This is a genomic window from Streptomyces sp., from assembly GCF_031178505.1.
Lineage (GTDB): Bacteria > Actinomycetota > Actinomycetes > Streptomycetales > Streptomycetaceae > Streptomyces > Streptomyces gulbargensis.
On the sequence record NZ_JAPSIW010000121.1, the window covers coordinates 1 to 12,432 of the forward strand.

The window sequence follows — 12,432 nt, forward strand, 5'->3', positions numbered from 1 at the left end:
CGTGCCCCGCGCGGTCACAGGAAGCGGCGGATGGGTACGACCGCCGCCTCCTGCGCGCGGTGGAAGGCGGATCGTTTCCTCCAGCGTCCGGCCCTGATCCGTTCGCTGGCGCGGAGGTCCTCGTCGAAGTGACCGTCCAGGGTGGCGGTGAAGTGCTCGTCGAGGACGGCCAGCATGACCTCCTCGTCGTGGTCGAGCGAGCGGCGGTTGAAGTTGGTCGACCCGACCAGTGCGGCCACCCCGTCCACGGTGATGATCTTGGCGTGCATCATCGTCGGCTGGTATTCGAAGATCCGGACGCCGCAGGCGAGGAGGTCCTCGTAGAAGCGCCGGCCCGCGAGCTGGCAGACCCGCTTGTCGGTGTGCGGCCCGGGCAGCAGGATCTCCACGTCGACGCCCCGGCGGGCCGTCGCGCACAGCAGGTCGACGAAGTAGGCGTCGGGCGCGAAGTAGGCCGTGGCGAGGCGGAAGCGGTGCTCGGCGGATTCGAGCATCACCCGGATGAGGGTCTGCATGTCCTGCCAGCCGAGGCTGGCCGAGCCGCGGACCACCTGCACGACGGAGTCGCCCTGCGGCTCGTGCTCGGTGAAGCGGTCGCGCGTGTCGAACAGGACGTCATGGCATTCCGCCCAGTTCTGCGCGAAGGCGGCCGCGATGCCGTCCACCGCGGGGCCCCGCACCTGGACGTGGGTGTCGCGCCACTCGTTCTCGTCGCGGGCGTCGCCGCACCACTCCTCCGCTATGCCCACCCCGCCGGTGTAGGCCACGGACTCGTCCACGATCAGCGCCTTGCGGTGGCAGCGGTGGTTCTGCTTCAGCGGGGAGAGGACCAGCGGCTTGCGGAACCACGCGACCTCGGCGCCGGCCCGGTCCATGAGGTCCAGCAGGTCCCGCTCGATGAGCCGGCTGCCGAACCCGTCCAGCAGCAGTCGCACCCGCACGCCGTTCCGGGCCCGGTCCGCCAGCGCCTCGGCGAACTGCCGGGCTATGTCGCCCCGCCAGTACACGAAGGTCATCATGTCCACCGTGTGCCGGGCCGTGCGGATGCTGTCGAGCATGGCCGGGAAGATCTCGTCGCCGTTGCGCAGGGCGCGCAGCGCGTTCCCCTCCGTGGCGGCGATGCCGATCAGGCGCTCCAGGCGCCGCCGCATCCGCTGCTTGCGCCCGGCCGGGGTGGCGGGGGCTGCGGTCCCGGCGGCCGGGTCCGGTGTGCTGGGTCTACTGGTCATGGCTACCCCTGCCGGTCGGAGGAGTCCGCCCCGTACGTCCGGCTACCGTCGGGACGAGCCGACTGTACCGACCCCCCGGCCCCGGCTCCACGGCCGCCCACCTGCCCCTTCCACGGCCCGTCCGGGTAGCCCGCCGGAGCGTCGGCGGGCCTGGCGTCCGCCGGCTCGCCGGCGTCAGTCCGCCCGGGACGCCGGGCCGCTCACGAGGTCGTCCGCCCGTGACGTCAGCGTGCCGAGGAAGCGGATGTGCGGCGGTCCGGCCGGATCGGGGCGGGTGACGGCCGCGCGGACGCCGTACACGTCGGCGATCAGCTCCTCCGTGAGGACGTCGGCCGGTTCGCCCGAGGCCACCACCCGGCCCTCCTTGAGGACGACGAGCCGGTCGCAGTACAGCGCCGCCAGATTCAGGTCGTGCAGGGCGATCACGCTGGTCAGCCGCAGACTCGCGATCAGGGAGAGGAGGTCGAGCTGGTGCTGGATGTCCAGGTGGTTGGTGGGTTCGTCGAGCAGCAGCTCGCGGGGGTCCTGGGCGAGGGCCCGGGCGATCTGGACGCGCTGGCGCTCACCGCCCGAGAGGGTGCGCCAGCTCCGGTGGGCCCGGTCGGCCAGACCCGTACGGGCGAGGGCGGACCGTACGGCCTCCTCGTCCGCGGCGGAGGCGGGCGTCCACGCGCGGCGGTGGGGCACCCGGCCGAGCCGGACGATGTCGGCGACCGTCAGGTCGACCTGGGTGTCGGCGTGCTGCTCGACGGTGGCCAGGCGCCGGGCGACGGTCCGGCGCCCGATTCCGGCGAGCGGCCGGCCGTCCAGGGTGACGACACCGGTGTCGGGGGCGAGGACCCCGGCGAGCAGGCGCAGCAGGGTGGACTTGCCCGAGCCGTTGGGTCCGAGGAGGCCGGTGACGGTGCCGGGGCGCGGGGAGAGGCTGACGCCGTCGAGGACGAGGGTGCCGCCGGCGGTGCGCGAGACGCGCTCGGCCCGCAGTCCCTCCCCCGTCCCGGCGGGCGCGGTCACCGGCTGCTCCCGGCGCTCCTGGTGCGGTACAGGACGAGGACGAAGGCCGGGACGCCGATCAGCGAGGTGACCACGCCGACGGGGACCTCCTGGGGTTCGAGGACGGTACGGGCGAGGGTGTCGGCCCACACGAGGAAGACCGCTCCGGCGAGGGCCGTCACGGGCAGCAGCCGGGCGTGGCCGGGGCCGGCGAGGGCGCGGGCCGCGTGCGGCAGGACGAGGCCGACGAAGCCGATGGCGCCGGCCGAGGAGACGAGGACGGCGGTGAGGAGGGCGGTGACGGTGAGGAGGACGAGACGGGTGCGGGCGACGGCGACGCCGAGGGCGGCGGCGGCGTCCTCGCCGAAGGCGAAGGCGTCGAGGGTCCGCGCGTGACCGCCGCAGAGCAGCAGGGCGGCGGCCAGCACCGCGCCGCAGACGGCGACGTCGGTCCAGCTCGCGCCGGCGAGCGAGCCGAGCAGCCAGAAGAGGACCCCGCGGGTGGTCTCCGCGTCCGCCGCGGTCATCACCACGAAGGAGGTGAGGGCGGAGAACAGCTGCATGGCGGCGACCCCGGCGAGCACCACCCGGTCGGTCGACCCGCCGAGGGTGTGGCTGAGCAGCAGCACGAGGGCGAAGGAGCAGACGGCCCCCACGAAGGCGCCCCCGGTGACGGAGAGGGCTCCCCCGCCGGCGCCGAGGACGACCACCGCGACCGCTCCGGTGGAGGCTCCGGAGGACACCCCGAGCACGAAGGGGTCGGCGAGCGGATTGCGCAGGAGCGACTGCATCACGACGCCGCAGACGGCCAGCCCCGCCCCGCACACGGCGGCGAGGAGCGTACGGGGCAGGCGCAGGTTCCACACGATGCCGTCGCGGATCGGGGAGAGTTCCGTGGCGCCCGCGCCGAGGTGGGCGGCCACGGTGGACCAGACGTCGCCGACGCGGATGTCGGCGGGGCCGACGGTGATCGCGGCGGCGGCGGAGAGGCAGAGCAGCGCGAGCCCGGCGGCGCCGGCGAGCGGCAGGGTCCAGCGGCGGCCACGGAAGGCGGCCGCCGCCCGGCCGGACATCCGGACCGGCGTCCGGGCGGGGGTGGCGGTCACCGCGCGAGTCCGTACGTCCGCAGGGCCGCGGCCACCTTCTCGACGCCTTCGACGGTCCGGATGGTCGGGTTCATCGCCTGGCCGCTGAGCAGCACGTACCGCTTGTGCTTCACGGCGGTCATGTTCCGGGTGGCGGGGTGGGACTCCAGGAACTCGATCTTCTTGGCGGCGCTCTCGGCCGACTGGGCCCGCCGGGTCAGGTCGGCGATCACGAGGACGTCGGGGTCCCGGTCGGCGACGGTCTCCCAGTTGATCTGGGGCCACTCCTCGCGGGTGTCGTCGAAGACGTTCTTCACGCCGAGCGTCTCGCTGACGATGCCGGGCGCCCCGCAGCAGCCGGCCATGTAGGGCGCCTCGGCGTCGGAGAACCAGTAGAGGACCGAGGCGTCGGAGAAGTCGTCGCCCGCGGTGGCCTTCGCGACCCGGGCCCGCAGCTGCGCGACGAGCTTCTCGCCGCGCTCCGGGACGCCGAAGATCCGGGCCAGGTCGCGCACTTCGCCGTACACGGCGTCCATGGTCAGCGGCCGGGTGCGCACGCCGTCGCCGTCGCCGCTGTTGTCCTTGCCGGCGCAGTCGGACGGGGAGACGTAGGCGGGGACGCCGAGCTTCTCGAAGCGCTCCCGGGGGGCCACGCCGCCCGTGCCGACGGTGTGGAGGAAGGAGGCGGTGACGAGATCGGGTTCGGTGTCGAGGACCTTCTCGAAGGAGGGGTACCGGTCGGCGAGCCGGGGCACCTTCGCGTTCTCCTTCTCCAGCCCCTTCAGCACCGGGTCGGTCCAGGTGGCGGTGCCCACCATGCGGTCGGCCAGGCCGAGGGAGAGCAGGATCTCCGCCGATCCCTGGTCGAGGGCGGCGGCACGGCGCGGTGCCCGGTCGACGGTGAGCGCGCGCCCGCAGTTGTCGAGGGTGACGGGATAACCGGAGGCCGCGCCCTTCGCGGGGGCGGGTGCCGGTCCCCCTCCCCCGCAGCCGGCGGCGAGCAGGGCGCCGGCGAGGAGCAGCGCGGCGGTACGGGCGGGGCGGGCGAGCGGCACGGAAGCGTCCTTAGCGGCCACGGCTCATACGCGGAGCCTGTCGTACGGTGCTCCCCGGCGACGGTACGACGCCGGGGCCGCCAGCAGGTCTTCGGACTCGGGGTCGTCCGGACGGAGCGCCTTCCCGGGCCTGTCGTACCGCCCAGTGGCCGATGCTCCGCCCGTCACCCTCACCGCTGCGCGTCAGTTCCGGATTCCCACCGGATTCCCTGACTCGTCGCGTACGGGACGTACACGCGGAGTGCGACTGGCCCGGGCAAATTACCACAGGGGGTGCGCGGGCAACCCGGCGGGCGGAAGGGGCGTCCTTCCGGTCAGGCGGCGTCGGCCGGACGGCGCGTACGGTCACACGGAAGCAGGACAGCGATGAGCGACAAGGCCCGCATTCTCTTCGACGCGCTCGATCTCGACCACGACGGCACCCTGACGCGGATGGAGGTGATGCGCGCGCTGCGCGAGAAGGGGCCGACGCTCGTGGCGCGGGGCGTGATCCCGCCCTGGGGCGTCGGGGACGTCGACGCCTCGGCGGCCCTCTTCGACGCGGCCGACCAGAACGGGGACTGCGTGCTGACCTTCGAGGAGTTCGCGACCTGGGCGGACCGCCGCTTCGGCTGGTGACCCGGGCCCGTGACACGGGCCGGGCACCGCACGCGTGCGCCGGCCGGGCGCGGCGGAGGGTGACCAGAACAGGGCACTTCCTCACGTTCTGTGTTTCGGTGGGAGACGGGGACCCACGAGCGTCGAGGAGTGCCATGCGGGTAGCGGTCATCGGGCAGGGGTACGTCGGCCTGACGGGCGCGGTGGCGCTCGCGCGGCACGGGCACCGGGTGGTCGGTGTGGAGCAGGACGCGGAGCGGCTCTCGCGGCTGCGGGCCGGAGAGCCGGCGGTGTACGAGCCGGGGCTCGCGGAGCATCTGGCGTCGGTGCTGCGGACGGGGCGGCTGGATTTCGTGGGGTGCCTGGAGGAGGCGACCGCCGCGGATCCGGTCGACGCGGTGCTGCTGAGCGTGGGCACACCCCCCGCGCCCGACGGCACGGCCAACCTCTCCCATGTCCGCCAGGCGGTGCGGCAGGCGGCCCAGCTGGAGGGTTCGCCGCTGGTGGTGCTCAAGTCGACGGTGCCGCCCGGCACGAGCGACGCCCTGCTGGAGGAGCACCCGCACCTGCGCGACCGCTTCGTGTACAACCCGGAGTTCCTCAACCAGGGCCGGGCCCTGGACGACTGGCAGGCCCCGGCCCGTACCGTCGTGGGCACGCACGCCCCGGCGGCGCTCGCCCGGTGCCGTGAGCTCTACGCGTGGGTGAGCTGCCCGTGGGTGACGACGACCCCGGCGAGCGCGGAGATGATCAAGTACGCGAGCAACGCCTTCCTGGCGACGAAGATCAGCTTCGCCAACGAGGTGGCCGGGCTCTGCGCCGACGGGGACCTCGACATCGACGACGTGATCCTCGGGGTCGGCCTGGATCCCCGGATCGGTCCCGCCCTGCTGACGCCGGGGACGGGCTTCGGCGACTCCTGCCTGCCGAAGGACACCCTCGCGCTCGCGCACTGGGCCCGGGAGCGGAACATCGACACCCCGCTCCTGGACGCCACGATCGAGACCAACGTCCGCCGGCCGGGGCTGCTCGTGCGGACGCTCCTGGAGAGCGCCGGGGGGCGCCTGAACGGACTGCACGTGGCCGTGCTGGGGCTGCGGTACGAGCCGTGGAGCGACGACCTGCGGGCCGCGCCGAGCCGGGCGGTCATCCCGCTGCTGCACGAGCACGACGCGGTGGTACGGGTCTGGGACCCGGCGATGACGGCCGAGGACCTGCGCCGCGCCGCGCCGCGCGCGGTGGCGCACGCCTCCCTGGTGTCCGCGGTGACCGGAGCGCACGCGGTGCTCGTGCTGACCGCGTGGCCGGAGCTCACGGGCGCCGACTGGGAGGAGCTGGTGCCCCGGATGGCGGAGCCGCGGATCGTCCTCGACGCCAAGAACTGCCTGCCCGCCCCGGTCCTGCACCGCACGCCCGCGCTCTACCGGAGCGTCGGCAACCGCCGCCCGTCGCGACAGGACCCGGCCCCCGAACCCGCCGCGTGAGCCGGGTGCGGGGGCCGGGCGCCCCGCGCCGTACGCCGGCCCGGTGGCCGTCCGGCCCGGCGTACGGCCGCGTCCCGGTCAGGCCCGGGCGTCCTCGCGGAGCAGGTCCGCGCACTTCTCGCCGATCATCATCGTCGTGATGCACGGGTTGACGGTCACGAGGTCCGGCATCACGGAGCCGTCCGCGACGCGCAGGCCGCGCACGCCCTTCACGCGCAGACGGGCGTCGAGCGGCGCCGTCGGGTCGTCGTCCGCGCCCATCTTCACCGTGCAGGCCGGGTGGTAGACGGTGTTGTGGGTCTTGTGGATGTAGTCGAGCAGCTCGTCGTCGGTACGGACCTCGGGCCCGGGGGCGAGTTCGGCGCCCGCCCAGCCGGCGAGGGCGGGCTGCGCGGCGATGCGGCGCGCCAGCTTGAGGCCGTACGTCATCACCCGGACGTCGTGCTCGTGGGTGAAGTAGCGGGGGTCGACCTTCGGCTTGTCACGGTAGTCGCGGGTGCGGAGCCGGACGGTGCCGCGCGACTTGGCGCGGGTGACGTTCGGGGTGAGGCAGAAGGCGTTCTGGGAGGTGGGGTAACCGTGCCGGGCGGTGTTCATGTCGAAGGGCACCGAGCCGTAGTGGAACATCAGGTCGGGGCGGTCGAGCCCCGGCTCGGTGTCGTAGAAGATGCCGGCCTCCCACCACTGGCTGGAGGTGGTGGTCATGGGCTGCTTGGCCTCCCACATGATCACGCCCTCGGGGTGGTCCTGGAGGTTCTCGCCGACTCCGGGCGCGTCGACGCGGACGTCCACGCCGACCTCGCGCAGGTGTTCCGCCGGGCCGATGCCGGAGAGCATCAGGAGCTTCGGGGTGTCGATGGAGCCGCAGGAGACGACGACCTCGCGGCGGGCGCGGACCGTCCGGCTGTGGATCATGTCGGGGTCGAGGTATTCGGCTCCGGTGCAGCGGTCGCCGTCGAAGAGGAGCCGCTTGGCGCGCACGCCGGTGCGTATCTCCAGGTTGGGGCGCCGGCCCATGACGGGGTGCAGGTAGGCGACCGAGGACGACTGGCGGATGTTGTTCTCGTCCGAGTTGATCTGGAACCAGTTCGCGCCGCGCACCACGGTCCGGCCGGTGTTGAACGGGGTGGTGGGGATGCCCGCCTGGGCGCAGGCCTCCAGCAGCGCGGTGCCGCAGGGGTCGCCGCCCTTGAGGGTGCGCAGCTTCACGGGCCCGGTGCGGCCGTGGTGGTCGCCGGGCGCGTCGTTGTTCTCCAGGCGCCGGTAGAGCGGGAAGAGGTCCGCCGCGCTCCAGCCGGCGCAGCCGGCCGCCGCCCAGTCGTCCAGGTCCTCGGCGGGGGCCCAGAAGGCGATGCAGGAGTTGTGCGAGGAGCAGCCGCCGAGGACCTTGGCGCGGGCGTGGCGCATGAAGCTGTTGCCGCTGGCCTGGGGTTCGACGGGGTAGTCCCAGTCGTAGCCGGATTCGAGGAGGCCCATCCAGCGTTCCAGCTTCAGGACGTTGTCGTCGCCCACGTCGCTGGGGCCGGCCTCCAGGACGCAGACCGACACGGACGGGTCCTCGCTCAGCCGGGCGGCGACGACGTTGCCCGCCGTGCCGCCGCCGACCACCACGTAGTCGAACGTCTCGTGGGTGTCGTGGGTGCGGGTTGCGGGGGTGCGGGTGGCATCGGTCATCGGGCGGCGACTTCCTTCGGTGCGGCGGGCTGTTCGGGGGCGGCCGGGGCGGCGGCGTGTTCGGCGAGGACTCCGGTGCGGTGCCGCTGCACGAACCAGTAGTAGGTGAATCCGCCGAGCGCGATGGCGCCGACGAAGAGGACGGCACCCCAGCGCAGGTACCAGTGGTGGGGGGCGGTGGCGTTGTAGACGGCGGCGCGCGGCCAGATGAGGTTGAGGGTCATGCCCGCGCCCCACAGCACGGCCAGGATGTTGACGGGCAGGCCCCAGCGGCCGAGGGAGAACTTGCCCTCGGCCGGCTTCCAGCGACCGCGCAGCCGGGCGACCAGCATGGGGCCCGTGACCAGCAGGTAGGCGAGGTAGATCATGATGATGCCGATGCTGGTGACCACGGTGAAGATCTGCGGCTGACGGATGTTGACCAGCAGGATGGCCAGCGCCAGGACGCCGATGATCACGGTGGGCAGGACCGGGGTGCCGAAGCGGGGGCTGACCTTCGACAGGCGGGCGGCGCCGGGCAGGTTGTTGTCCCGGGCCATCGCGAAGGCGAGGCGGACGGCGGCGGTGTGGACGGCCAGCGCGCAGACGGTGACGGCGATGAGGACGCACCAGAGCATCGCCTTGCCGGCCGTGGGGCCCAGCACGTCGAGGACGACGTACTGGAGGCCGTCGGTGGAGATCTTCCCGCCCTTGAGGCTGGAGACGCTCATGAGGGCGAGGATGAGGATGAGGCCGCCCAGGACGAAGGAGGCGACGATCGCGCGGAGGATGGCGCGCGGTGCGTTGCGGGAGGGGTCGAGGGACTCCTCGCCGAGCGAGGCGGCGGTGTCGAAGCCGTACATCACGTACGCCGAGGCGAGCGAGGCGACGAGGAACGCGCCGAGGTAGCCGAAGGGCTGGCCGGTGCCGGTGCCGGCGGTGTCGGTCACGACCTCGGGGCCGCGCACGACGTTGACGGCGAGAAGGACGATGAGGGCGACGGTGGCGATCAGTTCGAGGAAGACGCCGGCGGTGTTGATCCGCGCCATCAGCTTCACACCGAAGGCGTTGACGAGCGTGGTGAAGAGGATCAGCACGGCGGCGAGGAGGACCGCGTTGGTCGCCGTGTCGTACGGGCCCGTCCCGTCCCCGACGATCTGGAAGGCCGAGGAGATCTGAGGGAGGGTCAGCTGGTAGGCGAGGGCGACGGCGGCGATCGACACCACCGAGGCGAGGAGCATCATCCAGCCGGCGAGCCAGCCGATGTGCGGATTGCCCACCTTCTTGGACCAGTTGTAGATGGAGCCCGCCACCGGGTAGCGGGCGGCCAGCTCGGCGAAGCAGAGCGCCACCATGAACTGGCCGGCGAAGACCATCGGCCAGGACCACCAGTAGGCGGGTCCGCCGCTGGCGAACCCGAAGTAGAACAGCTGGAAGGTGCCGGTGAGGATGGAGATGTAGGAGATGCCGGCGGCGAAGGTGTGGAAGGTGCCGAGTGTTCTCTTGAGCTCGGGCCGGTAGCCGAACTCGGCGAGCTCGTCGTCGTCACGGGCCACGGCGGGCCCGGGCGGTGCTGCGGTCATGGGTGACTCCTCGACGGTGGGACGGGCGGACTACGCGAACCAGCGCTGCGGCTCCGGCGCGGTGTTGCGCCAGATGTGCTTCGCCTCGCGGTACTCCGCCAGGCCCGCCGGGCCCAGCTCCCGGCCCGTGCCGGACTGCTTGAAACCGCCCCACTCGGCCTGCGGCACGTACGGGTGGTAGTCGTTGATCCAGACCGTGCCGAGGCGCAGCCGCCGGGCCATCCGGCGGGCGCGCGCCTCGTCGCCGGTCCAGACGGCGCCGGCGAGGCCGTAGATGGTGTCGTTGGCCAGGCCGACCGCGTGGTCCTCGTCGCCGTCGCGGAACCGCTCGACGGTGAGGACGGGGCCGAAGGACTCCTCGCGGACGACCTCCATGTCCGCCCGGCACTCGTCCAGCACGGTCGGCAGGTAGTAGAAGCCCCGCTCGAAGTCCGCGCCCCCGGGCCGGGCTCCGCCGCAGCGCAGTACCGCGCCCTCCGCGATGCCCTTCGCCACGTACGCCTCGACCTTGGCGCGGTGCTCGGCGGAGATGAGCGGCCCGGTCCTGGCGTCCTCGTCGAAGGGGCCGCCGAGGCGGATGCTTCCGGCCCTGCGGACGAGTTCGTCCACGAACCGGTCGTGGATCCGGTCCTCCACGAGCAGCCGGGCCCCGGCCGAGCAGACCTGCCCGGAGTGGAGGAAGACCGCGGTGAGCGCCATGTCGACGGCGGCGTCGAAGTCGGCGTCCGCGAAGACGATGTTCGGGTTCTTGCCGCCCAGCTCGAGGGCGACCTTCTTCACGGTGGCGGCGGCGGCCGCCATCAGGCGGCGGCCGGTGCGCACGCCGCCCGTGAAGGAGACCAGGTCGACGTCGGGGTGCTCGGCGAGCGGCGCGCCCGCCTCGGGGCCCGCCCCGAGCACCAGGTTGGCGACGCCGCCGGGCAGCCCGGCCTCGGTGAGCAGCCGCACCAGGTGGACCGCGGTGTGCGGGGTGAGTTCGCTGGGCTTGAGCACGAAGGTGTTGCCGGCGGCGAGGGCCGGGGCCACCTTCCAGGCGGTCTGGAGCAGCGGGTAGTTCCAGGGAGTGATCAGTGCGCAGACCCCGGCCGGCTCGTACACGACGGTGCTCTCGGCCGTGGGGGTCCCGGTCTCGACGACCCGGCCGGTCTCGGTCCCGGCGAGCCGTCCGAAGTAGCGGAAGCAGGCGATGACGTCGTCGATGTCGTACGCGCTCTCCACCAGGCGCTTGCCGGTGTCGAGGGACTCGGCGCGGGCCAGGGCGTCCTTGTCGCGCTCCAGCAGTCCGGCGACGCGCAGCAGCAGGTCGCCCCGCTCCGCGGCCGGGGTGGTGGGCCACGGTCCCTCGTCGAAGGCGCGGCGGGCGGCCGCGACGGCCTCGACGGTGTCCTTGCCGCCGGCCTCGTCGACGACCGCGACGAGGCTTCCGTCGGCGGGGCAACGGATCTCCCGGGTCCGGCCGTCGAGCGCGGACCGCCAGGCTCCGCCGATGAAGAGTTCGGGCATGCTTCTCGTTCCTCCTGGTCAGCGCCCTTGCGGCGCGTCCTTGCGGACGGGTGCCTCACCCGGCGTTCGCGTTCCATGCCGAATGTGAGGTTCCACACGCGCGTGAGGAGGGGCTCGGGTCCGCGCGGGCGGCGCCCGGAGGGAGAAGGGTCCGGCGTCAACTCCGGGGAACGGGCCGCCTTCCGACGGAGGGTCAGCGGCCGTTCCCCGAGGAGGACTTGGGGGCCGGGTGGCGGGCGGCCGGCCGGGCGCCGCCCGGTTCACCGGGGAGCGGGGTGGCGGGCGGTCGGCCGAGGCCCCGCCCGGTTCACCGGGGAGCGGTCAGCACCACCGCGTGTGCCGGCAGGGACTCCAGCCGCCGCCGGAGCCGCCCGAACCACCGGAGCCGCCCCAGGAGTCCGAGCCGCTCGGCCGCCCGTCGGGGTGGAGGCGGGTGCGGTCGCGGTCGCCCGGGTACGGGTCGAGGCGGTCGGGGTCCCCGTCGCCGTCGCGGTCCGGCAGCCGGGCGTCCCGGCCGCGGTCGGGGTCGGGGCAGCCGGTGCCGGGCGCGGTCAGGGAGAGCGTCACCGCCCGGACCTCGTCCGTGACCGGTTCACCCTCCGCGGGGTCCTGCCGGCACACCCGCCACTTCTCGTACGCCCCCTCTGCGGGCAGCACGTCGTCGAGGTACGCCGCCTCGGCGTACAGCCGGTCCTCGGGCACGCCCGCTCCCACCACCTCGGCGACGGCGGTGCGCCAGGTCATCCAGACCACTTCGGGCATCCTCGGCCAGGGCACCGGGCGGCCCTCGGCCGGCGGGCAGGGTTCCTCGTCGCGGACGACGGCGAAGTCGACGGCCGGATCGCCGGGGGTGCCGGACGTCTTCTGGAAGCACACCTTCCACAGCGAGCGCCCCTCCACCCGCCGCTTCCCGTCGGAGGCGTCGTGGTACCTCACGGTGAGTCCGAGCCGCCGTGAGCGGGGGAAGGCGATGTCGAGGGAGTCGCCGGTGAAGTCCGGGACGGTCGGCATGGTGGGCTCGGGCGTCGTCCGCGAGGGGCGCGGGAAGCCGGGGAAGCGGCTCGGGGAGGCCATGGGCTTCGCGTCGGCGCGGGCGGCGGCCCCGGCGGCGCGGTCCGGAGCGGGCGCCGGCCGATCGGGCAGGACGGCCCCGAGGAGGGCAGCGGCCACCACCGAGGCGACGAAACGGCCCCGCTTCGGCCAGGGGCTGCGCCACCACAGCAGCACCAGGGCGACCAGCAGGGTCACGC

At 73.7% G+C, this 12,432-nt stretch carries 10 protein-coding genes and 1 riboswitch; of the genes, 2 read left to right on the forward strand and 8 right to left on the reverse strand.

Going from position 1 to position 12,432, the window contains the following annotated elements; genetic code table 11:
• Positions 1-14: 14 nt before the first annotated feature.
• The 4 genes from RIF68_RS11590 to RIF68_RS11605 all read right to left on the reverse strand — a co-directional run bounded on the left by RIF68_RS11590 (position 15) and on the right by RIF68_RS11605 (position 4,362).
• Positions 15-1,229 (reverse strand): phosphatidylserine/phosphatidylglycerophosphate/cardiolipin synthase family protein, encoded by a 1,215-nt coding sequence (locus RIF68_RS11590; RefSeq protein ID WP_375165156.1) that lies wholly within the window; start codon positions 1,227-1,229, stop codon positions 15-17.
• 174 nt (positions 1,230-1,403) lie between these two features.
• On the reverse strand, positions 1,404-2,243 hold the full coding sequence (locus tag RIF68_RS11595; RefSeq protein ID WP_309051103.1) for an ABC transporter ATP-binding protein: 840 nt from the start codon (positions 2,241-2,243) through the stop codon (positions 1,404-1,406).
• A complete protein-coding gene (locus RIF68_RS11600) occupies positions 2,240-3,295 on the reverse strand; it encodes an iron chelate uptake ABC transporter family permease subunit (RefSeq protein WP_309051112.1) in 1,056 nt (351 codons plus the stop codon). The genes RIF68_RS11595 and RIF68_RS11600 overlap by 4 nt, the downstream gene beginning before the upstream one ends.
• A gap of 29 nt (positions 3,296-3,324) precedes the next feature.
• Entirely contained in the window at positions 3,325-4,362 is a 1,038-nt protein-coding gene (locus RIF68_RS11605; RefSeq protein ID WP_309051104.1) for an ABC transporter substrate-binding protein, read from the reverse strand.
• A gap of 64 nt (positions 4,363-4,426) precedes the next feature.
• Positions 4,427-4,629: riboswitch (cobalamin riboswitch) on the reverse strand.
• A 99-nt stretch (positions 4,630-4,728) separates the two neighbouring features.
• Here RIF68_RS11605 and RIF68_RS11610 point away from each other — a divergent pair.
• Both RIF68_RS11610 and RIF68_RS11615 read left to right on the forward strand, forming a co-directional pair.
• The gene (locus RIF68_RS11610) at positions 4,729-4,980 is read left to right on the forward strand and encodes an EF-hand domain-containing protein (protein ID WP_309051105.1); all 252 of its coding nucleotides are present in this window, start codon (positions 4,729-4,731) and stop codon (positions 4,978-4,980) included.
• 134 nt (positions 4,981-5,114) lie between these two features.
• Complete coding sequence (locus RIF68_RS11615; RefSeq protein ID WP_309051106.1) at positions 5,115-6,443, forward strand: nucleotide sugar dehydrogenase; 1,329 nt, start codon at positions 5,115-5,117, stop codon at positions 6,441-6,443.
• Positions 6,444-6,521: 78 nt separating this feature from the next.
• Here the strand turns inward: RIF68_RS11615 and RIF68_RS11620 are convergent, their stop codons facing one another.
• From RIF68_RS11620 to RIF68_RS11635, 4 genes are all read right to left on the reverse strand, one after another.
• Positions 6,522-8,117: a GMC family oxidoreductase N-terminal domain-containing protein gene (locus tag RIF68_RS11620; RefSeq protein WP_309051107.1), complete on the reverse strand. Its 1,596-nt coding sequence runs from the start codon at positions 8,115-8,117 to the stop codon at positions 6,522-6,524.
• The gene (locus tag RIF68_RS11625) at positions 8,114-9,679 is read right to left on the reverse strand and encodes an amino acid permease (protein WP_309051108.1); all 1,566 of its coding nucleotides are present in this window, start codon (positions 9,677-9,679) and stop codon (positions 8,114-8,116) included. The genes RIF68_RS11620 and RIF68_RS11625 overlap by 4 nt, the downstream gene beginning before the upstream one ends.
• Positions 9,680-9,709: 30 nt before the next feature.
• A complete protein-coding gene (locus RIF68_RS11630; RefSeq protein ID WP_309051109.1) occupies positions 9,710-11,182 on the reverse strand; it encodes an aldehyde dehydrogenase family protein in 1,473 nt (490 codons plus the stop codon).
• A gap of 321 nt (positions 11,183-11,503) precedes the next feature.
• Positions 11,504-12,432: hypothetical protein (locus RIF68_RS11635; RefSeq protein ID WP_309051110.1), on the reverse strand; the 929-nt coding region annotated here is incomplete at its 5' end.